Raw genomic sequence first — 26189 nt, 5'->3', positions numbered from 1 at the left:
TACTTTTTAGATGCATGTAGCGACTTCTGCGTGCGCCCAACTCTCTGCATCATCGCTGAGTACAATAGCTCGTGGTCCGATCGGGGCAGGGGGCAAATGTGCGGCGGCCAAGTGACAGGCCTTTCGCTGTTTGCTGCCTACCGCTTCGCGAACACAGCACAAAAACGACAGGGAGAGTCACAATGAAAATGCATAAATCCACAAGCCTCGCAGTTTTGGCCATGTCACTAACTGGCATCTCCGCGCCCGCCTTCGCGGTCGACCGGACTGACCCGATCGTGGTGCCCTTGGTCAGCGACACGTCATCGGACGTGATCGCCAAGATCCTTGGCAGCACTCTGGCCGAAGCAGGCTACCGCGTCGATTATGTCCAGGCCGACTACACTGCCAGCTTTTCGGGCATTCAGACCGGCGATCTGCACTACACGATCTGCTGGCAGTCGACCTGGGAGCTTTGCGAAGGGTCCACCGAGGGCGGCAAGGCTGAGAATGTTGGCTCCACCGGCATCAGCTCGGCCGAAGGCTGGTGGTATCCGCTCAGCCTCAAGGAGCAGTGCCCCGGCCTGCCCGATTGGAAAGCGCTGAAGGAACCGGCCTGCATTGAGGCGCTTGCGACCGCGGAAACAACTCCCAAAGCGCGGTTCGTCGAAGGCCCGGCAGATTGGGTCATGCCCGTCTCGGAAATGGCCGCAGCGTTCGACATCAATGTCGAGCCGATCCCCTCGGGAAGCGCCGCCGCACTGGTTGCGACGATTTCCGCAGCAGCGCGGCGCGGCGAGCCTGTGATCGGCTGGGGCTACACGCCACACTGGTATTTCATGAGCGACGAGGGCGAATTCGTCGAATTCCCCGCGTTCGAGGAGGAATGCTATACCGATCCTGCGTGGGGAACGAACCCCGATGCTACGCACGACTGCGGCGTCAAGGTCGGTTCGCTTTGGGTCTACGCAAACTCTGAATTACTGGCCGAAGAGGCAGAAGCCAAAGCCATCATGGGTAACTTCGAGCTGAGCGACAGCCAACTGGCCGACGTGTTCCGCAGCATCGACGTGGACGGCGTCGCATTGGACGAGGCCGTCGGAAGCTGGATGACGGACAACAAGGCAATCTGGTCCGCTTGGATCAATTGACCTCAGACGTCGATCCAGAAACCAACCCTATCGCTGACCCGGTCCCTCGCAGGCAACCGGGTCAGCGCATTGCAAGCTGGCAGACAGCACAGCGCCTATCCGCAAAACGAGGTCTCACGCCGTGACGCAAGAAACCGAAACTCCCTCGGGCGACGTGCTGATAAGTTGCAGGTCAGTCTGGAAACTCTACGGTGCCAAAGCCGATGACGTCGCCGCAAAGCATGGCCAGAACATCAGTGACGAAATCATTGCCGAAAATGGCCTGATACCGGCCGCGCGTGACGTCAGCTTTGACGTCCGCAAGGGCGAGATATTCGTGATCATGGGGCTGTCCGGGTCGGGCAAATCGACCATCCTGCGCTGCATGACTGGTCTGATCGAGCCGACCATGGGCCAGTTGCTGGTGTCCGGCACGGATCTCGGGACGGCCACGCGGCAACAACTGATCGATCTACGTCGCAAGGTGATGGGCATGGTCTTTCAGGATTTCGCCCTGCTGCCGCACCTGACTGTCTTGGACAACGTTGCCTTCCCGCTGAAGGTGCAGGGTAAATCACGCGCAGACCGCCACGCAAAGGCGCGCGAGATGGTGGAACTGGTCGGGCTGGAAGGGCGCGAGGCTTACCTCCCGCACGAGTTATCCGGCGGCCAGCAACAGCGCGTCGGCATTGCCCGCAGCCTGACGACCGAGCCTGAAATCTGGTTTCTGGACGAGCCGTTTTCGGCGCTTGACCCGCTTATCCGGGCCGAGATGCAGGACGAGTTTCTGCGCCTTCAGAATCTGCTGCAAAAATCCATTGTCTTCGTCACTCATGACTTCGACGAGGCGATCCGGCTGGCTGACCGCATTGCGATCATGGCGGACGGCAGGGTCGTGCAGATCGGCACGCCCGAAGAGTTGATCACCAATCCGGCCGATGAATACGTTGCCAAATTTACCGAAAAGGTTCCCCGCAGCAAGGTCGTGACAGTAAGGTCCGTCATGGGGCCAGTGCGCCCCGACCTGAGCGGTGCCCCGATCAATGCCGGCGCCCTTGTCGGTGATGTGGCGGAGCAGGCCATGTCCGGCCCGGATGCCCTGCCGGTCGCGGGTAAGGATGGGACGATTATCGGCGCGTTGGACCGTGCGGCTGTCACAGCGGTGCTGTTGAACCGGGATGCGAGCGCATGAACGTGCGCTCTCTTAAGCACTCTGGGGGCGGCAGCTATACCGGCCTAAAATCCGGTCTAATCCTCGCCGCGATCCTCTTGAACGTTGCCCTGATTATGACGGGCGAAAGTTTAGCGTGGCTGCGGGAATACCCCGAGGCGTGGGTCTGGGGCATCGCAGGGGCGACCACGACTGCGGTTAAGTATTTCGTAAATGATCTGGCTATCGGCGGCGTGAGCGTGGCCGAGATGACGCGCGGTTTTGCGAACCTGATCAAGGTGCCGATGCTGGTGCTGCAAGGGATCCTATCGGAGGGGTTCGAGTTTTACGGCGACAACGGCGACGCCACGATCTATCGGGGATTGCCGTGGCCTGCCGTGATCGTCGGCCTCACCGCGTTTTCATGGTGGGCGGCAGGCCGCAACGTGGCGCTCTTCTCGCTATTCTCGCTGGTCTATTTCCTCGTCTTCGGTCTTTGGCAATCCTCGATGCTGACGCTGTCGTCGGTGGTCGTGGCCGTGTTCGTCAGCTTTGTGCTGGGTATTCTGCTAGGTATCCTCGGCTATCGAAACGCCCGCGCAAACGCGATCCTCATGCCGATCTACGACGTGATGCAGACCATCCCGACGTTTTCCTACTTAGTGCCTGTTTTGCTACTGTTCGGCTTCAACCCGGTGGCAGCGATGATTGCCACGGTCATCTACGCGATGCCGCCGATGGCGCGCGTGACGACATTGGCGCTGCAACGCGTGCCGCCCAACATTGCCGATTTCGGTGACATGGCAGGCTGCACGAAACGCCAAAAGATGTGGCAGGTGATGCTGCCTGCAGCCCGCCAGAATCTGCTCATCGGCCTGAACCAGGTGATCATGCTAACCTTTGCGATGGTGATCATTGCATCGGTCATCGGCGCCGGCGGTCTAGGCGGCGAGGTTTACCAAGGGCTCAAGGCACTGCGGATCGGCGATGCGGTCGAGGCCGGCATCGCCATTACCCTGATGGCGATCATGCTGGACCGCATTTCCAAGGCCATCGCCCTCAGCAGGCCCGATCACGTCGAGGCCGCGCCCAGCGCAATGTGGCAAAGGCACCCGCTGATATTTGGATGGATCGCGATTGCCCTGCTGCTTATCCTACTGGGGCAGATATTTCCGTCCCTTTATGCCTATCCCAAGGCGGCCACCATTTCGACCGGATCGTTCTGGAACGACGCAATCACATGGATCGGCGATACCTATTACAGCCAGATCAAGGCGCTGCGCGATACCACGATCACCTACATCATGCGCCCGATGAAATCATTTCTTCTAGACGTTCCATGGACCGGGTTTATCGCGGTTATCGCCGCCATCTCCTATGCGATCGGTGGGCGGCGGTTGGCGATCATGAGTGCGAGCCTTTTGGGTTTCATCGCCGTGACCGGCTATTGGGACGGCGCGATGGTGTCGCTATACTTGGTGCTGCTCTCGGTGATCGTGGCGCTGATCATTGCACTGCCGGTCGGCATATGGGCCGGGCTGAACCCGCGCGTCGATCACGTGGTCACAGCCATCATCGACACGCTTCAGACGCTCCCCAGCTTTGTTTACCTGATCCCGGTTGTGATGCTGTTCAGCGTCGGCGAATTTGCCGGGCTGGTCGCTATCGTCGCGTATTCCTTGCCGCCGGGCGTGCGTTACACCAAGCAAGGCATTCAAAATGTCGCACGGTCCAGTATTGAGGCCGGCGATATGGCCGGTTGCACGCGATGGCAGAAACTGATGAACGTACAGTTGCCCCTCGCCATTCCGGATATCATGCTGGGGGTCAATCAAACGATCATGTTTGCCTTCGGGATGCTGGTCATCACCGCGCTGGTCGGCACGCGCGGTCAGGAGCATGATACGCTGGTGGCGATTTCCAAGGTGCAGCCGGGTGAGGGCATCGTTGCCGGGCTTGGCATTGCCTTCTTGTCGATCATCACTGACCGCCTGATCAGTCAGGGCAGCCGCAATTTCCAGCGCCGATCCGGGCTGTCGCAGCGATGATATTGCATCAGCCGGATCAGACGAAGGGTAGCGATCTGTGCTATCTGAGCGCGATCAAAGCGTTGGAGATGTTTCGCAAGCGGACACTATCACCGGTCGAGCTTCTGACCGCGCAGATCGCGCGGGCGGAGCGTGTTGAGCCCCAGATTAACGCCTTTACCGAGACGTTTTTTGACACCGCCATGGCCGAGGCCAGACTGGCCGAACAGCGCTACATGTCTCGGGCTACCGATCTGCGGCCGCTTGAGGGCCTGACCGTCACGATCAAGGATGTGCTGGATCAGAAGGGTGTCTGCAACTCGCGCGGCAGCCTGATTTTCAAGGACCATCGCGCCGATAACGATCATCCTGTCGTTGAGAGGGTCAGGCAGGCTGGCGGGGTCATTCACGCCCGCACGACGACGTCTGAATTCGCCTTCGGCTGGGTGACCGCCACACGCCTGTGGGGCGTGACGCGCAACCCGTGGAACCCTGATCGCACGCCCGGCGGCTCGTCTGGTGGCGCGGCGGCCAGCCTTGCGGCAGGGACCAGCACGCTGGCCATTGGGGCCGATAGTGCGGGATCGATCCGCGTTCCCGCCGCGCTCTGCGGTATCGTTGGATACAAGCCACCGCATGGCAGGGTGCCTGACCCGGTCGAGGGATTTGACCCCTATAGCGTTATCGGCCCCATGGCCCGCAGCGTGCCCGACTGCGCGCTGCTACAGAATACCATCAGCGGAGTGCATCCTGCCGACATCGCCTCGTTGCGCGAGAACGTCATACTTCCGATCGAAGGATTTGCGGCCGACGGCTTGCGACTTGCGGTCGCTTTTGACCTTGGCAAGGCCCTGCCAGATCCCGAAATCGTTGCGGCGATCCGAGGCATCGTTGCCAAGCTGCAAGCACACGGCGCCGTGATCGAAGAACCCAGCATCGACTGGCGCAGCGAAATTGGCGACGTCGCCCGTCTTCATTCGGCCTGTCTGTTCGCGCCTTGGTTTAGCGACATTATGGAGCAACATGGGGACCAACTCTGCGATTATACCAGATGGACCGCCGAGTTCATGAAGTCCTGCTCCCTCCGCGATTTGATGGGCAGCTATGACGTTGCCAAACGCCTCTACCGCACGATGCAGCCTGTTTTGGATCACTACGATGCCTTGATTTGCCCGGTGGTCCTGACGAACAACGTCAGCGCGGACCAAAAACCGTGGACAGAGATGCAGGTGAACGGCGTTCGCCTGAATTCCGACTACGATTGGGTGGCAACCGCGCATTTCAACATGCTGGGCGAATTGCCGGCGCTTTCGGTTCCCATCGGGCTGGACGCGGATGGCATGCCAGTCGGGCTGCAAGTAATCGCGCGATCCTTTGACGACACGAGGGCGTTCAAGGTCGCCGCTGCGATTGAGAGTATCGTTGGAAGCCGCTGGTGATCGCGTTAAAGCGCGTCGGCCTCTGCCTCGGCGTTCAGAACGCGTTGTGCGGTTCGTGATGCATCGTCGACATGAGAATGAACCGCCGCGCGTGCAGCGCCCGCGTCATGGCTGAGTATCGCGTCATGGATGGCCGTCATGTGATCGATGCCGGGGCGTTCCCGCTCCCTTGCCGACAGGGTCAGGGCGCGCAGCCTGCTGATACGGCCATTCAGGCGCTGCACGATTTCCCATGCAACGGTGTGGCCCGCCTGAACGAAGATCAGCTCATAAAACCGAGTGCTGGCCTCTAGCAGTTCTGTCCATGTCGTGTCATCCATCGTTGCCGCGAGGGTGCGCAGGGCGGCACGTAAGCGACCCGCAAAGTCGGCATCGTGGGCCTCGGCACAGGCTGCGGCGGCGGAACCCTCCAGCTGCCTTCGGATGTCGTAGATCTGTTTGGCCTGATCCCAGTCGAATGTCGCGACGATGGGGCCGCGATTGGGAATGATCTCGACCAGACCTTCGGCCTCAAGAAAGCGGATCGTCTCGCGAATCACGGTGCGGCTGACACCCAGCTGGTCGCAAAGGGGCCGTTCGATCAATCTTTCGCCGGGGGCGAAATGGCCCTCGATGATAGCGCTGCGCATCCGCTCTTGCACGATATCGCGCAAGGTTTGCGGGGCCTTGTCGATCTTTTGCAGGGCAAATTTTTCAGCAGTCATGCGCAATTCCTTAGCAGCAGCCCCATTAGGCGACAAGGATCATTGACAGATCGTATGATGGTATACCATAAATATGCGCGACATACTTGCCAAAGGAATACGCCAGTGCCTGCCGAAATCAGAAAAACCCTGCTGCACGTCGAAACGACCCTTATCGAGGGCGGCAAGGCCGCACCGACGCCTCTCAAATTGATTGCCGCGATGGCCGTGATCCGGAACCCATGGGCCGGTCTGGGATTTGTCGAAGACCTGTCGCCGGAAATTCGCGATTGCGCACCGGGGCTGGGTGCCTTGCTGACCGAAATGGTGCTGGATGCCGCAGGCGGCGGTGACAAGGTCGAAGGGTATGGAAAATCGGCCATCGTGGGCCTGAATGGCGAGGTGGAACATGCGTCCGCCCTGATCCACACGCTTCATTTCGGCAATCATTATCGCAATGCTGTCGGGGCCAAATCCTACCTGTCGTTCTGCAACACGCGCGGCCCGGCCAATGCGCCGCTGATGATCCCGCTAATGGACAAGAACGATGGTGGCAGGCGGTCGCATTACCTGACGATCCAAACCTCGGTCGCCGATGCGCCTGCCGCGGACGAGATCCTGATTGCGCTGGGCGCGTCGATCGGGGGCCGTCCGCATCACCGGATTGGCGATCGCTACCAAGACCTCAAGGAACTGGGCCATGACGCTGACAATCCTGCGGCTGTCTGATCCGGGTCTGAACGTCGCTTATCGCGACAGCGGCAGAGGTGAGCCGTTGATACTGATCCACGGGGTCGGGATGCAGTCGGCCGCTTGGGGGCCGCAGATTGCGGCCCTGTCCGGCAGCTATCGCGTCATAGCTTTGGACATGCCGGGCCACGGCGGCAGCGATCCCTTGCCCCAGGGCAGCCAGCTGCCTGATTTCGTGGCGTGGTGCCGTACGGTGGTTCAGGCGCTGGATCTGGGACCGGTCAATCTGGCGGGGCATTCCATGGGCGCGCTTATTGCTGCCGGATTTGCGGCGAGTTTTCCCGAATTGACGCGCCGGGTGGCGCTGCTCAACGGCGTCTATTGCCGGGACGCCGCATCACGCCGCGCCGTTCAGACCCGAGCGGGCCAGATTCAGAACGGCCAAATTGATCTGGAAACCCCATTGGCGCGATGGTTCGGGGATACGCCTGCTGAGGTCGCGGCCAAGGCGCAAGTGGCTGAATGGCTGGGCGCAGTAGATGCGGCAGGATACGCCACTGCCTACACGGCCTTTGCAAACGGCGACGCGACCTACGCTGATCAACTGCCGCTGATCTCCTGCCCGTTTCTGGCGATGACCGGGGACGGCGATCCGAATTCCACCCCGGCCATGTCCGCCGCGATGGCCAGCCTTGCGCAGCAGGGCAAGGCTGTCACGATCACGGGCCACCGGCACATGATCAATCTGACCGCGGCGCCCGAGGTCAACGCGCATCTTCTCACTTGGCTAAAGCAGCCAGCGACACAAAAGGAACTGCAATGACACCGCTTGATTCGCGCATGCTCCGAAATGCTTTTGGCACCTTTGTCACCGGGGTGACGGTCGTGACGGCATATGATGGCGAGGGCGCGCCGCTCGGCTTTACGGCGAACTCTTTCACGTCCGTATCGCTGGATCCGCCGCTGGTTTTGGTCTGTCTGGCGAATTCTTCGCGGAACTATGATGCGCTGATCAACGCAAGCGGCTTTGCCATCAACATCCTTGCGGAAACGCAGATCGAGATTTCCAACACCTTCGCCCGCCCGGTCGAGGACCGTTTTGCAACGATCGACTGGCACGACGGTCCCAACGGATCGCCGATTCTGGACGGCGCCTGCGGGTGGTTCGATTGCAGTATGCACAAGACGGTTGAGGCCGGGGATCATGTGATCCTCATCGGACGGGTAGAGGCGTTCGACAGCACTGCAACGCCCGGTCTGGGCTATGCGCGCGGGGCTTATGTCACGCCGTCGACGGCCACGCATGCCTTGGCCCACAGCGCCAACCTGATTGTATCGGCGCTGATCGAGAAGGACGGCCATATCCTGCTGGTCGACGACGGCGATGGCGGTCTGACCCTCCCGGAACGTGTCGTTCAGGATGAAGGCGCATCGACCGCCGTGAAAAAGCTGATCGCGACGACCGGCCTGCATGCGCAGCCGGGCTTTGTCTATTCGGTTTTCGAGGATGTGGCTCGCAAGCGCCAGCATATCTCGTTCCTTTGCCAAACTTCAGGAGGCGCGCCAAGCACCGGGGCCTTTGTCCCCCTGACAGGATCGGTGCTGGCCAAGGTGTCCGACCCGGCCATTCACACGATGCTGGAACGGTTCGCCGCCGAATCCGAGCATGGGCATTATGGCATCTACTACGGCGATCAAAACAGCGGCGAAGTCCGCCCAGTGGCCTGAGGGAGTTCATCACATGCGGTTTTCGCTATTCGTCCATATGGAACGCACATCCCCGGATCAGGATCAAAAACAACTCTACGACGATTTTATCGCGCTTGCCAAAATCGCTGATGATGGCGGAATGCATGCCGTTTGGACCGGCGAGCATCACGGTATGAATTTCACCATTGCGCCGAACCCTTTCCTGAACCTCATCGACCTCGCGCGGCAGACGAAAAATGTGCGTCTGGGCACCGGTACGATTGTAGCACCATTTTGGCACCCGATCCGCCTGGCGGGTGAGGCCGCGATGACAGACATGATTGTCGATGGACGTCTGGACCTCGGCATCGCGCGCGGTGCCTATAGCTATGAATATGAGCGGATGATGCCGGGTATGGATGCCTGGGAGGCCGGCCAACGCATGCGCGAGGTGGTGCCCGCGCTGCAAGGCCTGTGGAAAGGTGATTACGCCCAGCAGGGCACATATCATTCCTTTCCGGCCACGACCTCGTCCCCGAAACCTGTGCAAGAGGACGGCCCACCGATCTGGGTCGCCGCGCGGGATCCCAACAGCTTTGAATTCGCGGTCTCGAATGGCTGTCATGTGCAGGTGACGCCACTCTGGCAGGGGGACGCCGAGATCACCAAGCTGATGAATGCGTTCAATGCCGCCTGCGCAAAGTTCCCCGATGCGCCCCGCCCCAAGATCATGCTGCTCAATCATACCTACATTGCGGAGGACGTGGCGGATGCCCAAATGGCGGCAGAGGAAATCAACCGTTTCTACTGCTATTTTGGGGCGTGGTTCAAAAACGAACGCCCCGTCTCGCAAGGGCTGATTGAGCGGCTGAGTGACGAGGAGATCGCGAACCATCCGTTCTATTCCGCCGAGGCCATGCTGCGCGACAACGTCATCGCCACGGCGGGTGATGCGATTGCCAGGATCAAGACTTACGCCGAAATGGGATATGATGAATATTCATTCTGGATCGACAGCGGCATGAGCTTTGAGCGCAAGAAGGCTTCGCTGGAGCGGTTCATCAAAGACGTCATGCCAGCGTTCGCCTGAAGGATAGAGTATGCAGCAGTTTCAGCAGTATATCGGCGGCGTGTTTTCGGACGGCTCCGCCCAATTTGAGAGCCGCGATCCCGCAACAGGCCGGATCTGGGCCATGATGCCCGAGGCGCGCAGCGATGACGTCAACGCGGCTGTCGACGCCGCGCACGCCGCGTTTTACGCGCCCGTCTGGGCGGGAATAACGGCCTCTGCGCGTGGAAAACTGCTGCTGCGGCTGGCTGACCTGATTGCCGAAAACGCGCAGTCTCTGGCCAAGCTGGAGACGCGCGATACCGGTAAGATCATTCGCGAAACCACGGCGCAGATTGCCTACGTGGCCGAGTATTATCGCTATTACGCCGGTTTGGCAGACAAGATCGAAGGGGCGCATTTGCCGATCGACAAGCCGGACATGGAGGTCTGGCTGCGCCGCGAGCCTATCGGCGTTGTCGCAGCAGTCGTTCCCTGGAACTCGCAATTGTTCCTATCCGCGGTCAAGATCGGACCGGCGCTGGCGGCGGGGTGTACAATGGTGCTGAAGGCCTCGGAAGAGGGGCCGGCGCCGATGCTGGAATTTGCGCGGATATTTGATCAGGCCGGGTTCCCGCCCGGCGTGCTGAACGTGATCACCGGCTTTGGCCGGGAATGTGGCGCCGTTCTGACCAGCCACCCAAAGGTGAGCCATGTCGCGTTCACCGGCGGGCCTGAAACCGCGCGTCACATCGTGCGCAATTCGGCGGAAAACCTTGCTTCGACATCGCTGGAACTAGGCGGAAAATCCCCGTTCATCGTGTTTGACGACGCGGATATCGAAAGCGCGGTAAACGCGCAGGTGTCGGGCATTTTCGCGGCCACTGGGCAAAGCTGTGTGGCTGGCTCGCGGCTGGTTATCGCAAATAAGATCAAAGATGCCTTCCTCGCGCGGCTCAAGGAAAAAGCCGAGGCCGTGGTTATCGGCGCGCCCGATGATGTGGCAACCGAGGTCGGGCCGCTCTGCACTGCCGGGCAGGTCGACACCGCTATCGATCTGATCAAAAGGTCCGAGGCGGCAGGCGCAACTCTCATCACCGGCGGGCGGCCCTTGGCGCGGGAGGGCAATTATTTTCCGCCCACGATCATTGATTGTTCGGACGCGCCTGACGCAACTTGCCTGACAAATGAGTTCTTTGGTCCGGTTCTTTCCGTTCTAGGTTTCGACACCGAGGAAGAGGCCCTGCAAATCGCCAATGACACGGCGTTCGGTCTGGCCTCAGGTGTTTTTACCAATGACCTGACCCGTGCCCACCGCATGATCCGTGGCCTTCGTGCGGGCATCGTCTGGGTAAATACGTATCGCGCCGTCAGCCCGATTGCCCCGTTTGGCGGCCATGGCCTCAGCGGCCACGGACGCGAAGGCGGGATACAGGCGGCGCTGGATTACACCAAGACCAAAGCCGTCTGGCTGCGCACAAGCGACGCGCCGATCCCCGATCCGTTTGTGATGCGCTGAAAGGCGAGCAACTCGGCGGCTACAGCCTGTCGGGGCGTTTGAGAAACACTGGGATGTTTAGCCAAGCGTGAGTGCTGGCTCACCGTGTAGTCAGCAGGCTTTTAGCATCCGGCTGGCGATGTCTGACCCCAGAGCCGGAAATATCACTCGTCATTCGCAATCTCTTTGGCAACGTTGACGAAATTCATCAGAGCGGGCGTTTTATAGGCCCGGTTCCATGCGAGGAGCGTGGAAATCCGCATGTCGCAATCCGAAATCGGTTTGGTCATGATGTTTCGCGGCTGAAGCCGCGTGATGCCTTCGGCGTAGACTGACAGGCCCAACCCGTGGCCGACCAGCCCAAGGATGCCAAGGGCGTTGGATGCCTCATAGCGAATGTCGATACTGTGCCCGCCACGGTGGAACAGGTCGTCGATCATCAGCCGGAACGTTTCCCATTGTTCCATATTGCCCAGAACCAGAGGGTAGCTGGCAATCTCGCCCAGCGTAACCGCGCTGCGGGTCGAGAGGCGGTGATCAAACGGCAGGATCGCAACGTAGCGCTCCTCTCGCATCTGCACCGTTTCGATTTGCGGGTGCCGAAACGGGCCCAGCATGAAACCGAGGTCAATATTATTGCGCGACAGTTCGATCTTCTGGCCTTGGGTGCGGATATATCTCAGATCGAGCTCTACGTCCGGATAACGCCGGGTGTACTCGCGTACGATCCTGGGCATCAGGTCAATCGCTGAAAACGACATGTAGCCGATGCGCAGGATGCCTTTCTTGCCTTCTGCCGCAATTCGCCCGGCCTGCACTGCGGCCTCGATTTGCGACGAGATGAGACGGGTACGTTCGTAGAAAACCTCACCCGCTGCGGTCAGCGACACCTCGCGAGTGGTGCGCCGGACAAGCTGATAGCCCAGCAAGTCTTCGAGCTGTCGAATGCGGCGACTCAGCGCGCTTTGATCGATGGCCAGCCTTGCTGCTGCACGGCGAAAACTCAGTTCGACCGCCACCATCTTGAATGCATCAATGTCGCGGGATTGCGGAGAGGTACTCAATCTAAGGCGCCTTACGCTAGGTAAAGTCAGGTGTTTAAACGACTAAATCCCATTAATGCAAAAATCGCAATGATAATGGCTGATACGGCGATTGTTTGCCCGTCTGGCGAGTGGAAAGCTGAACAGCGTGAGAGAGATTCACAGAAATTAGTATCGCCCATATCGTCATGCGGCGCATCGCCGGACGACGCGAACAGACAAGAGGATCATAAGAACATGACTGAAGTTGACAACGCCGAACTCGACCGGATGCTTAGCCAGGCATTTGATGCTGCATCCAAGCTTTATAAGGAACGCGGCTTTCAGCGTCGTGTCGGTTTTGGCAAGAAACCGGCGCTGGTCAGTGTCGATCTCGCCAACGCCTGGACGCGTCCGGGCAATCCGTTCACCTGCGATCAGGACAAGATGGATAACGAGATCATCCCCGGTATGCAGCGCCTGCTGGAGGCATGCCGCGCCAATGGCCATCCGGTCATCCATGTTACCACCGCTTATGAGATCACCGACCGAAACGCGCCCTTTACCGATATGGGCCTGTGGCACGACAAGATTCCGATTGACGTGGTGGATCTGGCCGACAAGGATCTTTGGGCCATCGACAGCCGCATCGCGCCGGTCAAAGGGGAATACACCCTGCTGAAAAAGCGCGCGAGCTCGTTCCACGGCACCGAACTGGCCGGCATCCTGCGCGCCAATGGCGTAGATACGATCCTGGTCACCGGCGTGACGGCTTGCGCGTGCGTGCGCCAGACCATCTGCGACGGCATCGCCGACGGCTTCCGCACCATTGCGGTCAAGGAAGCGATTGGCGACCGGGTGCCGGGCGCGGTGGCTTGGAACCTCTTTGATATCGACGCCAAATTCGGCGATGTCGAGACGGTCGACACATGTGTCGACTACCTCAACAACGTGAAGGGCAGCAAGGCCGCAGCAGAATAGCGACACCAAGGGCACCCCTCAACGGGTGCCCTTTAACGTTTCGCTGCGGGTCAGAACCGGCCGACCGGATCTCGCAGTCATCAGATGCAAGTACAGGGAAAAACAAGATGGCAAGAATTGGCGTAGACGTTGGTGGAACCAACACCGATCTCGTGCTGGAATGTGCGAAAGGCACCTTTTTTCACAAGGTTCCCAGCACGATCAAGGACCAGTCTATCGCGGTGGTGGAAGGCATTCACCAGATTTGCGACATCGCGGGGATTGCCAAAGAGGATATCGACGTGATCAACCACGGCACCACCGTGGCAACCAACATCACCATTGAACATAACGGCGCTGAGGTTGGCATGCTGACCTCGCGCGGTTTCCGTGACATTCTGCATATCGGCCGCCACAAACGGCCGCATAACTTTTCGCTGCATTTCGACGTCCCATGGCAGAGCCATCCGCTGGTCAAGCGCCGCAACCGCATTCCCATCACCGAGCGTATCCGCCCCCCCACCGGAGAGGTCGAGACGGCGCTGGCCGAGGATGAGATCCGCGAGGCCTGCGCGTTGTTTCGCAAGCGTGGCATTAAATCGGTTTGCGTGGGGTTCATGTTCTCGTTCCTCAATGACGCGCATGAAAAGCGCGCCGGCGAGATTGTGCTGGAGGAAATGCCGGACGCCTATCTTTCGCTGTCCTCTCAGGTGGCGAACGTGATCCGCGAATACGAACGCTTTTCGACCGTCGCGATGAACGCTTTTGTCGGGCCGCAATCGGCATTGTATCTGCGCAACTTGGAGCAAAAGGTGCGCGATGGCGGCATCCCCGCAAAGCTGCGCGTGATCCAGTCGAACGGCGGCATCTCGACCATCGACGGCTGCGCCAAGAAGCCGGTGGGCATCTTGATGAGTGGCCCTGCCGGCGGTGTTCTGGGCGCGCTATCCGAGGCTCGACTGGCCGGAACCACCAATATCCTGACCGTCGACATCGGCGGTACGTCTGCCGATATCTCGACTATCGCGGGCGGAGAGTTGCGGATCAAGAACCCGCGCGACACGCTGGTTTCGGGTCATGCAGTGATGGCGCCGATGATCGATCTGGAAACCATTGGGGCAGGGGGCGGCTCGATCGCCTTTCTCGACGAGGCGGGCGGATTTAACGTCGGACCGCGATCGGCCGGGTCCGAACCGGGGCCAGCTTGCTACGGTCGTGGCGGCACCGAACCCACCGTGACCGATGCGCAGGTGGTGCTGGGCCGGATGGATGCCGACAAGTTTCTGGGCGGCGACCTGATGCTGGATTCCGCACTGTCGCACAAGGCGATCAAAGAGCATATCGCAGACCCACTGGGGATCAGCGTGACCGATGCAGCGTTGGGCATCATCAAGATCGTTAACAATAACATGGCGCTGACAATCCGTTCGAACTCGGTTGCGCGTGGCTATGACCCGAGGGAATTCTCGCTGATGCCCTTTGGCGGCGCGGGTCCGTTCCACGGTGTCGCGTTGGCGGAACTGGTCTCGGCACGTGACATTCTGGTGCCGATTGCGCCCGGTATTACGGCGGCGATGGGGCTACTCGGCAGTGATCTGCAATACGAACATACGCGGTCTGTCATCACCAACCTCTTTACCGCGGACCAGACGGCGCTGGACAAGGTGAATGCCGTGGTGGACGAACTGACTGCCGCTGGCCGCTCGGATCTGGAAAGCGACGACATCGCCAAGGACCTGCAGGTTTACGAGGTTATTGCCGAAATGCGCTATCACGGGCAGGGCTTTGAGCTGCGCGTGCCGATGCCCGAAGGCGGGCTGAAACTGGACAACAAGGCCGAAGTGATCACGGCCTTCCATGCGGCGCACAAGCAGGATTACGGCTATTCCTTTGATGATGCGCTGGTCGAACTCTACAACGTCCGCGTCATCGCGAGGGCCAGTGTCCGGCATCTGGAGCTGGCCAAGCTGGCAAAGGGCACTTCGGCCGATGTGGAAAACGCGTTCATGTATGAACGCCTGACCGTGTTCGACGACGGGCAGAGCCATGTCACCCCGCGGCTCGATCGTGGCAAGCTGGGCGCTGGCGCCCGCGTCGAAGGCCCGGCCATCATCATTCAGCACAACTCCACAACCCTTGTACCACCCGGCTACGGCGCCGTGGTCCAGGACTATGGCAGCCTTCGGTTGACCAAGATTTAAGGGAGGAAATTCACATGCCAAAAGACGCTTTGACCATTGATCCGATCACTCTTCAGGTGATCCGAGGGTCCATCGAAACCATCGCCGAGGAAATGGCCCACGTGCTGTTCCGCATGTCCTTTTCCTCGATTATTCGGGAATCCGAGGACCTGGGCGCGGGCCTGTTCGACACCGAGTTCAACACGCTCTGCGAGTCGGAATCCACGCCGATGCATATCGGCTCGATCCCCGGATATCTGCACGGCATTCAGGACACGCTGGATGATGGCGAGTGGTTTGAAGGCGATGTCGTCGTTCACAACCACCCCTATCATGGGTCTTCGCACACTCCTGATCTGGCGATCGTCATCCCGATCTTTCACAAGGGCGAGCTGGTCGGTTATTCGGCCAACACCGCGCACCATATCGATATCGGCGCGGCCACGCCCGGCCTGATCATCGACGTGCCGGACGTTTATGCCGAGGGGATGCTGTTTGCCGGAACCAAGCTCTACCGCAAGGGTGAGCGTAATGAGACGATGTGGCGCTTCATTCGCAACAACAGCCGCGCCGCGCGCCAGCTGGTGGATGATATCGAGGCCCAGATCTCCTCGGCCCGGTTGGGGGTCAAGCGGTTCAACGAGTTGCTGGATCAATACGGCAAGGAATTGGTGTTCGGTGCCTGCAACCAACTGATGGATTATTCCGAAAAGATGCTGCGCCAGCGCATTGCGGATATTCCCAACGGTGAATACCGCGCCGAGGGTTGGCTGGACGATGACGGACGCAACCGTGGCCAACATCTGCCCGTCAAAGTATGTGTTCGCGTCAGCGGCGACTCTATCACGGTCGATCTGACCGGGTCCGCCCCGCAGACGCCCACGGCCTATAACGTGCCGTTTGAGGGGTCGACCAAGGTCGCGGCCTTTGCTGCCTTTCGCAAGCTGCTGCTCGATACGGCGACTTCGGACACGCGGGTGCCGTCGAACCAGGGGTCGTTCCGGCCCATCGAGGTGATCGCGCCCAAAGGGTCGATCTTTAACCCGATTTCACCCGCTGCGGCCGAGGCACGATTTACCCAGTGCAACTATATGATCGACCTCATCATGAAGGCGATGGCGCCGGTTCTGCCAGAAGAAATCATCGCCGGGTCGTCAGCGTCAATTTCGTTCGCGTCCTATGCCGGGGTGCGCGAAAGCGGCGATTACTGGGTGTTTCTTGAGGTCAACGAGGGCGCTTATGGCGGACGGCCGAAATCTGACGGGCCAGATGCCATCGACAACCTGATGGCCAACACCCGCAATAACCCGCTGGAAGATCTGGCGATGCATGTTCCGATGATCTGCGAGCGGTATGAGCTGCGCGACGACGTGATGCCGGGCGCAGGCAAATACCGGGGCGGCATCGGCGTGGTCAAGGCGCAGCGGATGCTGACCGACGGCATCATTACGCATGAAAGCGAGCGCCACACCAACGTGCCGTGGGGCATTTTTGGTGGCACCGAAGGGGCGGCAGGCAAGTGCGATATTTATAACGTGTCGAACAATGAACCCGCAGAGGTCATGCATTCCAAGTTTCACGGCAAGGAGGTCCGCAAGGATGATGTGATGGCCTATTACAGCCCGTGTGGCGGCGGCTATGGCAGTCCCTTGGAACGCTCGCCGCAAAAGGTGCTGGATGATGTGCTGGACGGTTTCTGCTCAGCCGAACACGCCGTCGACGTCTATGGCGTGATTTTGGATCTAGACGCCGAGACTGTCGATCTGGCTGCCACCAAGACGCGCCGCAAAGAGCTGGCAGCAGCCGCTTGAACCGAACCGCATCGGCCGGTCCGCTTAGCGGGCCGGCCCAATTCAACTGACAGCAGGGAAAATAAAAAATGACAGCAACAGAACAAGTTCGTCATGCGGAGCACGAACGCACCGGCCTGATCGAGGAATCGATCCTGCCGACATTATTGGGTCAACGCCCGATCGGCCTGATGGGCTATGCGTGGATCTGGGTTGGTATCGCCGTCATCATCGCGACCTATTCACTGGGTGCGGCAGGCGTCGGCGGCGGTGTGTCGCTGACCACAGTTATCCTGATCATCTTTCTGGCCAACCTGTGTATCGGGGCATTGATGGTGCTGACCGCAGACATCGGCACCGAACATGGCCTGCCCTTTGCCGTCTATCTGCGCGCGCCCTTCGGTATACACGGCACACACCTTCCGGCGGTTTCGCGCGGGTTGATCGCGGCAATGTGGTTCGGCATTCAGACCTATCTGGGGGCGCTGGCCCTCAACGGGATTGGCGAATATTTTCTGGGCTTTAACAACTGGTTCGTCTGGTATGTGATCTTTGCCATCCTGCAGGTCGCCAATACCGCAATGGGCATCAAATCGGTCGAAAGGCTCGCCTCGCTGGCGGCACCCGCGATCATCGCCATCTCGATCTGGATGTATTTCACACTGGAAGGCGTGGCCGAGACAAATGGCATCAACCTCTGGAACTACGAGGGTGCTGGCGAAATGTCGTTGATGGTGCTTTTCATCGCCAACCTCAGCTTTTGGTCGACGATGGCCATCGACGTTCCCAACCTGACGCGCTTCGTCAAGACGCAGGCCGGTGCGCGCGGATTTGTTGCTCGCAACCGCAACGTCTTCCTTGCACAGCTGATCGCCTTGCCGGTCACTCAGGCGCTTATTGCCGGGATCGGTGGCGTGTCGTTCATTGCCACTGGCAACTGGAACCCGATCGAAGTGATTCAGGGCGAAGGCCAGGGATTCTCGCTGGTGATCCTGCTGGCACTGGTAGTTCTGGCACAGTGGTCGACGAACAACTCGGCCAACCTGATCCCCTCGGCGCTGACCTTCATCAACCTCGCGCCGCGGTTCATCAACTACAAGCTCGCGGTGGCATTGGCCGGCATCGTCGGCACGCTGTGCTTTCCTTGGGCGATACTGGACAACCTGTTCGTCTTCCTTGGGTATTACGGCGCGTTCCTGTCGGCGATCGGTGGCATCATGATCGCGGATTACTATGTGCTGCGTAAACGACGCCTCAACGTCCCCGACCTTTATAGCCACACTGGTCAGTTCCGCTACACGGGTGGCGTCAATATCGCGGGGCTTCTGGCGTGGTTGATCGCGGGCGCGGTGGCGGCGTGGTACTCGCAATACGCCTTTGTCATCGGGTTCCCGCTGGGCTTTGTGATCTACCTCATCCTGATGAAGCTGCTGGTGCTGCCCAGCAACCCGCAGGCCGAGATCACCTCGGGTTACTCGGACGAATACCTTGCAACCAGCGAAGGCCTCAGCTGGGCTTATCTCGGGCAGGGCCAGTTCCGCCGCATGAGCCCAGAAGAGACGGATGGTGCATCGATCGGTCGCGAGGATCTCTGAACTACCACGACCTCCCTAAACTTGCCCGCATCCTTTCTAAGGGTGCGGGTCTTTTTGGTTGCCTAAGATCCTATCACGGGTAATCCGGATTTTGATAAGACGTGAGCGGCTTGGCCGCCTGATTTATGGCCCGACGGAACGCCAACGCAAGACAACCTTCGACGCGTAATTCATTTTTGAGCGCCTCGCCTTGACATCAGTCAAGGCCAAGCTTCTGACGCTGCCGTATTCCTGAAAAATGGAACGCGACTGCATCCTCGTCTGGTTGTGCCGAAATCGGCTGTTTGCCTTGTTGCATACGAGGCTGCTGGCGAAGGCCGAAACACTCACAGCCTATCCATTCAGCTTTCAAGCGCCAATATTCAAAACTGTTGCAGATGGTCTTGCTATGGCACCTCAAGGAATTTCTTTTGTTCTGGTGTTGAGGGCAGGCCTGTTCGGCCTGTCCAAAATTATAGCCATAGCCGGGGCGACGTTGCTGCCAATCGAACTGGCGACGCGGACATGACTACGAAGGTTACGCGCCGCCGATTCCTTACGATTTCGGCCGCAAGCATGTCGTGCGCGGCGATGCCTGCTCAGGCCTTGGAAAACGTTACGTGGATCGGTCGTGCGATGGGTGCAGAGGCCAGCCTGACATTGGCAGGCGTGCCGTCGAACGCCCAGGCACGGTTGACATTTCGCGCAGTGGAACGTGATCTGGCCCGCCTCGAACGGATCTTCAGCCTTTATGATTCCGGGTCGCAAATTGTGCAGTTAAATAGCGCTGGAATACTAAAGGCGCCTGCGCCGGAATTGCTTGAGGTTCTGAACCTGTGCGGTGTTCTGAACGCTGCGAGCATGGGCGCATTTGATCCGACCCTGCAACCTCTTTGGCTGGCATATGCAAAAGCTGCGACGCAGGGCCGCGTGCTGTCGCAGGATGAACGCGACGCCGCATGCGCTGGCGTGGGCTGGGGCAATTTGCAGTTTGATGCAGACCAAGTGCGCTTTGACGACCCAAACGGTGGTCTGACGCTGAATGGCATCGCACAAGGATACGTGACGGACCAGATCGCAAAGCTGCTGCGCCGGCGCGGATTTCGGGATATTCTGGTCGATATGGGCGAAATTGCAGTACTGGGAAAGCTGCCCAGCCAAGTGGGTATCGTCACGCCAGGCGGCGACCTTGTTGACCGGATCACGTTGCAGAATGGCGCCATTGCTACATCTGCCCCGATGGGCACCATGCTTGACCCTGAAATTGGCTTGGGTCATATACTTGATGCTAGAGACGACAAGCCCCGCCCGAAACGTAAACTGGTATCAGTGTCTGCCCGCACTGCCGCTGTGGCGGATGGGCTTTCGACCGCGTTTTGCCTGATGGCCCGAAATGATATCCAATCCTGTCTGGCACAATTTCCCGGCGCCAAACTAGAAGTATCAATCTAACCAAGGAGACCTGAAAATGTTCAAGACAATCCTACAATCCATAGCCATTCTTGGCGTAATTTCTGCACCTGCTTTCGCCGACGGCGATGCCGAGAAGGGTAAGAAGGTGTTCAACAAATGTAAGGCTTGCCACGCGGTTGGCGACGATGCCAAAAACAAGGTTGGTCCGATCCTGAATGGTATCGTAGACGCGCCCGCCGGCCAAGTTGAGGATTTTAAATATTCGAAAGCGCTGACTGAAATGGCAGCGGATGGCCTCGTTTGGGACGACGAAACGCTGACAGCGTACCTGAAGAAGCCAAAGGATGTTATCAAAGGCGGCAGTATGTCCTTTGCCGGACTGCGCAAGGACGACGATATTGCAGATGTGATCGCCTACCTTTCAGAAAACGAATAGTTTCTATTAGATTTTTGATGCCTCAGGCCCGCCCCAAGGAAAACTTGGGGCGGGCCTGTTGGTTTTCATCAAACGGCTGACCCAGCAGTTCTAACTGTCCAGATAGAATGACTCTCTCAGCGCGCGTTTGAAGCCGAAGCTGCACGGCTGATCCCGCGTGCAATCAGCTCTTTTATACCGGGCAAAAGCCCGACAGGGTCCATGCGTGGCCCTGAAAACCCAGAAGTTTGCAGCGCATCCCGAATGTCCTCTTGGACATGCCCGCCATCTGCAGCAAAGAACGGCAGACAGATGGATTTCGGCGGGCAAAGAATAGTGACATCATCCAAATGTGGGGGCTGTTCTACATAGCCAATATGGATCGTCTCAAAACGGATCACTTCGGTCAGCCGTTTTACGAACTGCACAGTGTCGCGTGCGGAATTGGCACTGCGACCTGACCCATGCGCGGCGACCAGCAACGTGGTCTCGGCGGCATGCCACCCCTGCCGGTCCAGTTCCGCCTCCAACGCTAGCGCAACCACTTCGGGCAGATCCGGGTCCACGCCTAGCGGCGGCAGAATGGTCGCGTGCGGCACCTGTTGCAGCCTTTTACGCAAGGCGGATTGAACGAACCAACCGTCGGTCATGAACATAGGATAAATGACCGGCTCGGCCCCGGCGTCATTCAGAACCGATTCCAATGCCTGCGGTTTCGCCAGCGTCGCAGTCTTGATGCGCCAACCCGGCAGATCGGGCGCACGTTTTGCCAAAGCAGCCTCTGCCGGGTCGGGATCGGATGGCTGGCCATGGCTGACCACAATCGCGCAGCGCTCAGTGGCTGGTGCCTTCTGAGAAGTTGATTTTGTTGAATACATTGTACTTTCCAGATGGTTTTCGCATCGGCAGGCGCCGGACTTCCTGTAAACTTGTGGCATCGTAGACAATCACCGCGCCGTCGTCTTCCCAGATCGAGACGAGTGCATGTGAACCGTCGCGCGTGAACTCGACATGCGCCACCGTCGCCCCCGGTTCGGGGCGCATTGTTTTGACAATCTCGAGGCTGGTCTTGTCGATCACATGCATCACGTCCTTGTTCGGGCCAAAGAAGACGTCTGCCCAGATGTAGGGCGAATTTTCGTGGCTGCGAAGGAAAAAACCCGGCCCTTCGGTGTCGATGACCTTGAGAACGCTCCAGTCGGTCGTGTCGATGACCGAGAGCTTGCCCTCTTTCAGATGCGGCGTGGCCATGACCCTGCGCCCGTTCAGATCCCAGCTGATGCCCGAGCCAAGATGGGGCATGCCCGGCAGGGGCAATTCGGCAATCTCGCGCCCGACATTGAGATTGACGACAACGCCGCGTGCGCCATCGCGCGATGCGCCTATCAGATGGCGGTAATCATCAGTAAAGAAGAAATCATCCAGCGGTTCCGCAATCTCGATCCGGCGCCGGGCGAACAGCCCCTCGGACGAGGCGATTGCTTCGACCATGTCCTTTTCCTGGCTGTGTATAAAGCCCTCATAAACCGGTTCGGCGTTGGGATCGGTAGCGACTTCCCATATTTCGGGGGCGTCTTTGAGAGCGAGTATGAAACTGTCGCGCTGTGGGGCCTGATAGACGGCAGACACGCGACTTTCGATCCCGTCTTTCGAGATCACCGGCATGATTTTTTCCACGCTCAGATCGCTTGTGGACAGCAATGTCAGCGTCATCGGCAGGTAATTGGCCACCGCCAGATGTTTGCCATCTTTGCTGATCGCGATATTACGGCTGTTCAGCCCGGCGCGCACGCGGCCGACCTCTTGCAGCGACCAGATATCGTATTTCTGTACGTAGCCATCGCGCGACGCAATGAACACATAGCGCCCATCAGGCGTGAATTTCGGGCCGCCATGCACCGCGAATGGCGTCTCGAAGCGGTCCAGAACCTTGAATGTGTCGCCATCCAGCACACTGACATGGTGATCGCCGGTTTCTACCACGAGCGTGATATTCAGCGGATCGGCATCAAATACAGGAGCATCGGCGGCGACGTAATCGGGGTTTAGCTCGCGGGTTTCGGCAATCTGATCGACACCCCACTCTGGCAGGGTTTCGAGCGGGATTGTTAGATATTCCGCAAGCGCGGCAATCGCAGTGGCGTCCAGATCGTCCTTGAAAGCCGCCATCTGCGTCGAGGCGCGGCCCTCCGCGATCACCGTCTCCAGATCCGGGCCGCGCATCCGGCCCAGCGTTTCGGGTATCAACGCGGGGCCAGTGCCGCCCAGCCGGTCAGCGCCATGACAGTCGGCGCAGTATGTCGTGTAATCCTGCGCGGAATCCGCCTGTGCCGTCAGAGCGCTGAAGGCCAGAAGGCTAGGTAAAACGATGCGCCGGATCATGGCGTTTCCCCCGGAATGGTGTAACCGTCAGACGCTCACTTTCGTCGACGCCAATCTCGGCGTTGCTGAGATAACAGGCCGGATCTTCGGCCCAAGGATCGCCGGTCAGTTGCAGCGCGCGAATGCGGGTGTTGCCGCCGCAGATGGATTGATGTGCGCAGGCGCCGCAGCGGCCTTTCAACGGGCGCGGGCGCGTGCGCAATTGCGCCAGCATCGGATCATCCCCGGTCCAAAGCGTCGAGAACGGCGTGTCCTTGACGCTGCCGACCGTATAATCGGACCAATAGGTATCGGGATGGACCTTGCCCTGCGGGTCGATATTAGCCACGCCCAAGCCCGACGAATTGCCGCCCCATGCCTCAAGATGATCGCGCAGGTTCTCAAGCTTTTCGTCGTCGAAACGCTCACGCGCCCAGTTCATCATGTAGACCGCATCGGCATCGTTATTGCCGGTCACGATGTCCAGCGGATAGCCCTTGCCGGTGGCCCCGGCCCAGGCGTGATCAATCAGCAGATCCAGCGCGGCCCGTGTGTGGCTGTGCATGGCGTCCTCGCCACGGTTCTTGTCGCCGCGCCCCGCGTAGACCAGATGCGACAGATAGAATTTATCGACGCCCTCATCCTCGCATAGCTGGAGCAGGTCGGGCAGGTGGTCGGCATTGTCCTTGGTCAGGGTGAACCGCAGGCCCACCCTGATCCCGCGTTTTTTGCATTCACGCACACCGCGCACGGCGTCGTCAAAGGCCCCCTCGACGCCACGGAACCAGTCATTGGTCTTGCCGATGCCGTCGATCGAGATGCCGACATAGTCAAACCCGATCTCTTCGATCTTGTCGGCATTTTCACCGTGAATTTTGGTGCCATTCGTCGACAGCGCCAGCATCTTGGTGAACGGGCGCGCGGCGCGGGCGATGTCGAAAAAATCGAACCTGTCCAAAGGCTCTCCACCCGACAGGATCAAGGCGAAGACGCCGAATTCCTCCATGTCCTTGACGTTGGCCATGGCCTGTTCGTGGGTCAGTTCACCCGGAAAATGCACGTCGGCCGACACGGTATAGCAATGGCGGCATTTCAGGTTGCACCGCCGCGTCAGATTCCAGATCACCACCGGCTTGATCCCGCCGCTGCTGCGGCGTTTGCGCGCCGGAGTCGGATGGACTAATTGATGCATATATTCAGACATTCTAAACATGCGCTATCCTTTCTGTTGCCGTAGCCGCAGCCCGGATTTTTTGAGAATGCGTGTCGAGTAAAGTATATCGTTGCCGTCGCAGGCATCGCCCAGGATTGCGGCAACTTCGGCCCGCAGCGCCTCGACTTCCTCGCGTGATGTGCCGTGGATCATCGCAAACAGGTTGTAGGGCCAATGCGGCAGGGCGCGGGGCCGCTCGTAGCAATGGCTGACGAAATCCAGATCGCCGATCTTCTGACCAAGCTCGGCAACGCGGGCATCATCGACATCCCAGACCGACATCCCATTGGCCGTCATGCCCAAGGCGTAATGGTTGGGGGCCACGGCAATGCGGCGGATGATTCCGCTGCTCTGGAGGGCGCGCATACGGGTGCAAACCTCATCCTCGCCTATGCCCAGTTCGGCGGCAATCTGGGCATAGGGGCGGGGCACCAGCGGTAGGCCTGACTGGGTGGCGGTGACAATCCGGCGGTCTGTCGGGTCCAGCGTCATGCCGCCACCCGGAACCGAACAAAGAATTCCTGCAATTTGGGAAAGAGCAGCACGGGATACCCGGTTTCCTGCTCAATGCGTGCAGCTACCTCTGCGATTTCACTTTCGGCTTCGGTGGCCAGCACGAACCACATGTTCAGGTGGTGGGTGCGTTCATAATTATGCGCGACCTCGGGGCAGGCGTTGACACTGGCGACAACGCTGTCGAATTGGTTCTGAGGCACCGCCATCGCGCAAAGGCAAAAGGCACCGCCCATCGCGGCAGCGTCAAAGAATGGGCCAAAGCGTGTGATAATCCGCGCGTCCTTCATCGCCTTGAGGCGAGCGATCAGGTTGCTCTCGGTCAGGCCCAGTTGCCCGGCCACCTCTTCATAGGGGTTGGGGACGATTGGAAAGCCGTCTTGCAGTGTGTTCAGTATTAAACGGTCGGTATCGTCGAGCGTCATGCCGTTTCCTTTTTCTTGGCGTCAATCATCGCACCGGTCTGTTTGAAACAGCGGATCGAAAATAACGGCTGATAGGGGATTGATCGAAACTCTGGCAGGGCGCGCACACGATCCAGCACGTCGAACGCCTCGGCCCGGCTGCGTGCGTGGATCATGGAATAGAGCCGGTAAGGCCATACGCCTTCCACGGTCGTGCGCTCATAACACAAGGTAATGCCCGGCTGGATCGCGAGGAGGGGACCCGCCTCAGTGATCGCATCATGGGGCATATCCCAGACCACCATCGCGTTGGCCCGCCATCCCAGCGCCCTGTGGCGCACTATCACGCCAAGGCGCGAAATGATGCGCGCGTCGACCAGAACCCTTACGCGCTCCAGCAGGTCATCTTCGGTCCGGCCGAGAGATTCGGCAATGCGGGCGTAGGGGCGGTGCTCCAGCGGCAGACCCTTGGTCAGTTCCTGAAGCAGCGGGCGGTCGCTGTCGCGAAAGGCCGAAATATCAACCTGCCGTGCGCTGCTGAGCGGGGCAGGAGCCCCCCGCATGGAAAACCCGAGATCGACATTGAAGGGCCGCACAAGACGCAGATCCAGCACGCGCAGGCCTGACTGGGTTTCGATACGGGCAAGCGTGTCGTTGACATGTGCGCGGTCAGGGCCGGTGGCCACGAACCACAGATTCCAGTCGTTTTCACGCAGATAGGAATGGTTGACGCCGGGCTGGGCACCGATGATTGAGGCAACCTCTTCGATCCGGTCCTCGGGTGCGGCAATGGCGGCAAGTGTACTGGCCGAAACGGTGTTGGGCGCGCAGGTCGCGCCGACTCGTGTCACGCGCCCGTCGTTTTGATGGGTCTGCAATAGCTCCAACACGCTTTGCGCGCTGATCTGCAACGCATCGGCGAGGCGGTCAAATGGGCGCGCTTCAATCGGGAAATCACGCTGCCAATTGTCCAGCAGGGCCGCGTTTACGGAATCATGCACACCCTTCATG

24 protein-coding genes are annotated in these 26189 nt (G+C 59.4%); 16 read left to right on the top strand and 8 right to left on the bottom strand.

Translation table 11 applies throughout. The annotated features are described in order from the left end of the window. Window positions 1-182 precede the first annotated feature (182 nt). The 4 genes from U3654_RS14835 to U3654_RS14820 all read left to right on the top strand — a co-directional run bounded on the left by U3654_RS14835 (window position 183) and on the right by U3654_RS14820 (window position 5725). A complete protein-coding gene (locus U3654_RS14835) occupies window positions 183-1130 on the top strand; it encodes a glycine betaine ABC transporter substrate-binding protein (protein ID WP_324752325.1) in 948 nt (315 codons plus the stop codon). Window positions 1131-1251: 121 nt separating this feature from the next. Then, window positions 1252-2301, top strand: coding sequence for a betaine/proline/choline family ABC transporter ATP-binding protein (locus tag U3654_RS14830; protein WP_324752324.1), 1050 nt, complete (start codon window positions 1252-1254; stop codon window positions 2299-2301). Beyond that, on the top strand, window positions 2298-4307 hold the full coding sequence (locus tag U3654_RS14825) for an ABC transporter permease (RefSeq protein ID WP_324752323.1): 2010 nt from the start codon (window positions 2298-2300) through the stop codon (window positions 4305-4307). The genes U3654_RS14830 and U3654_RS14825 overlap by 4 nt, the downstream gene beginning before the upstream one ends. After that, entirely contained in the window at window positions 4304-5725 is a 1422-nt protein-coding gene (locus tag U3654_RS14820) for an amidase (protein ID WP_324752322.1), read from the top strand. The genes U3654_RS14825 and U3654_RS14820 overlap by 4 nt, the downstream gene beginning before the upstream one ends. A gap of 5 nt (window positions 5726-5730) precedes the next feature. On the opposite strand, the gene U3654_RS14815 is transcribed toward U3654_RS14820, so the two are convergent. Continuing rightward, window positions 5731-6429, bottom strand: coding sequence for a GntR family transcriptional regulator (locus U3654_RS14815; RefSeq protein WP_324752321.1), 699 nt, complete (start codon window positions 6427-6429; stop codon window positions 5731-5733). A 105-nt stretch (window positions 6430-6534) separates the two neighbouring features. Here U3654_RS14815 and U3654_RS14810 point away from each other — a divergent pair, with 105 nt between their 5' ends. From U3654_RS14810 to U3654_RS14790, 5 genes are read left to right on the top strand one after another with little or no spacing between them, the layout of a single operon-like run. Next, window positions 6535-7137, top strand: coding sequence for an amino acid synthesis family protein (locus tag U3654_RS14810; RefSeq protein ID WP_324752320.1), 603 nt, complete (start codon window positions 6535-6537; stop codon window positions 7135-7137). Beyond that, window positions 7109-7921 (top strand): alpha/beta hydrolase, encoded by an 813-nt coding sequence (locus U3654_RS14805; RefSeq protein ID WP_324752319.1) that lies wholly within the window; start codon window positions 7109-7111, stop codon window positions 7919-7921. The genes U3654_RS14810 and U3654_RS14805 overlap by 29 nt, the downstream gene beginning before the upstream one ends. Beyond that, window positions 7918-8826 (top strand): flavin reductase, encoded by a 909-nt coding sequence (locus U3654_RS14800; RefSeq protein ID WP_324752318.1) that lies wholly within the window; start codon window positions 7918-7920, stop codon window positions 8824-8826. Before U3654_RS14805 ends, U3654_RS14800 begins: the two co-directional genes overlap by 4 nt. A 13-nt stretch (window positions 8827-8839) precedes the next feature. After that, complete coding sequence (locus tag U3654_RS14795) at window positions 8840-9877, top strand: LLM class flavin-dependent oxidoreductase (protein ID WP_324752317.1); 1038 nt, start codon at window positions 8840-8842, stop codon at window positions 9875-9877. A gap of 10 nt (window positions 9878-9887) precedes the next feature. After that, window positions 9888-11354, top strand: coding sequence for an aldehyde dehydrogenase (locus U3654_RS14790; protein WP_324752316.1), 1467 nt, complete (start codon window positions 9888-9890; stop codon window positions 11352-11354). A gap of 143 nt (window positions 11355-11497) precedes the next feature. Here U3654_RS14790 and U3654_RS14785 read toward each other — a convergent pair whose 3' ends face one another. Next, the gene (locus tag U3654_RS14785; protein WP_324752315.1) at window positions 11498-12397 is read right to left on the bottom strand and encodes a LysR substrate-binding domain-containing protein; all 900 of its coding nucleotides are present in this window, start codon (window positions 12395-12397) and stop codon (window positions 11498-11500) included. A 216-nt stretch (window positions 12398-12613) separates the two neighbouring features. Here U3654_RS14785 and U3654_RS14780 point away from each other — a divergent pair, with 216 nt between their 5' ends. The 7 genes from U3654_RS14780 to U3654_RS14750 all read left to right on the top strand — a co-directional run bounded on the left by U3654_RS14780 (window position 12614) and on the right by U3654_RS14750 (window position 20708). Beyond that, a complete protein-coding gene (locus tag U3654_RS14780) occupies window positions 12614-13336 on the top strand; it encodes an isochorismatase family protein (protein WP_324752314.1) in 723 nt (240 codons plus the stop codon). A 107-nt stretch (window positions 13337-13443) separates the two neighbouring features. Next, window positions 13444-15516 carry a hydantoinase/oxoprolinase family protein gene (locus U3654_RS14775; protein WP_324752313.1) on the top strand — a complete coding sequence of 691 codons (2073 nt, stop codon included), beginning with the start codon at window positions 13444-13446 and terminating at the stop codon, window positions 15514-15516. Between the two features lie 14 nt (window positions 15517-15530). Then, entirely contained in the window at window positions 15531-17306 is a 1776-nt protein-coding gene (locus U3654_RS14770; protein WP_324752312.1) for a hydantoinase B/oxoprolinase family protein, read from the top strand. Window positions 17307-17374: 68 nt separating this feature from the next. Next, window positions 17375-18880, top strand: coding sequence for an NCS1 family transporter (locus U3654_RS14765; RefSeq protein WP_324752311.1), 1506 nt, complete (start codon window positions 17375-17377; stop codon window positions 18878-18880). Window positions 18881-19118: 238 nt separating this feature from the next. Then, a complete protein-coding gene (locus U3654_RS14760; RefSeq protein ID WP_324752310.1) occupies window positions 19119-19388 on the top strand; it encodes a hypothetical protein in 270 nt (89 codons plus the stop codon). Next, window positions 19385-20311, top strand: coding sequence for an FAD:protein FMN transferase (locus tag U3654_RS14755; RefSeq protein ID WP_324752309.1), 927 nt, complete (start codon window positions 19385-19387; stop codon window positions 20309-20311). The genes U3654_RS14760 and U3654_RS14755 overlap by 4 nt, the downstream gene beginning before the upstream one ends. 16 nt (window positions 20312-20327) lie before the next feature. Next, window positions 20328-20708 carry a cytochrome c family protein gene (locus U3654_RS14750; protein ID WP_324752308.1) on the top strand — a complete coding sequence of 127 codons (381 nt, stop codon included), beginning with the start codon at window positions 20328-20330 and terminating at the stop codon, window positions 20706-20708. A gap of 116 nt (window positions 20709-20824) precedes the next feature. Here U3654_RS14750 and U3654_RS14745 read toward each other — a convergent pair whose 3' ends face one another. The 6 genes from U3654_RS14745 to U3654_RS14720 form a co-directional block, all read right to left on the bottom strand. Further along, entirely contained in the window at window positions 20825-21460 is a 636-nt protein-coding gene (locus tag U3654_RS14745; protein ID WP_324752307.1) for a CbiX/SirB N-terminal domain-containing protein, read from the bottom strand. Window positions 21461-21521: 61 nt separating this feature from the next. Continuing rightward, entirely contained in the window at window positions 21522-23069 is a 1548-nt protein-coding gene (locus U3654_RS14740; RefSeq protein ID WP_324752306.1) for a cytochrome D1 domain-containing protein, read from the bottom strand. Then, on the bottom strand, window positions 23044-24261 hold the full coding sequence (gene nirJ / locus U3654_RS14735; protein ID WP_324752305.1) for a heme d1 biosynthesis radical SAM protein NirJ: 1218 nt from the start codon (window positions 24259-24261) through the stop codon (window positions 23044-23046). Before nirJ ends, U3654_RS14740 begins: the two co-directional genes overlap by 26 nt. Before the next feature lie 3 nt (window positions 24262-24264). Further along, entirely contained in the window at window positions 24265-24753 is a 489-nt protein-coding gene (locus U3654_RS14730; RefSeq protein ID WP_324752304.1) for an Lrp/AsnC family transcriptional regulator, read from the bottom strand. Next, complete coding sequence (locus U3654_RS14725) at window positions 24750-25199, bottom strand: Lrp/AsnC family transcriptional regulator (protein WP_324752303.1); 450 nt, start codon at window positions 25197-25199, stop codon at window positions 24750-24752. Before U3654_RS14725 ends, U3654_RS14730 begins: the two co-directional genes overlap by 4 nt. After that, a complete protein-coding gene (locus U3654_RS14720; protein WP_324752302.1) occupies window positions 25196-26188 on the bottom strand; it encodes an Lrp/AsnC family transcriptional regulator in 993 nt (330 codons plus the stop codon). Before U3654_RS14720 ends, U3654_RS14725 begins: the two co-directional genes overlap by 4 nt. Between the last annotated feature and the right edge of the window lies 1 nt (window position 26189).

The sequence above is a fragment of the Roseovarius sp. Pro17 genome (assembly GCF_035599575.1).
In the GTDB taxonomy this organism is placed as follows: Bacteria; Pseudomonadota; Alphaproteobacteria; order Rhodobacterales; family Rhodobacteraceae; genus Roseovarius.
This window is presented reverse-complemented; position numbering and strand designations above follow the sequence as displayed.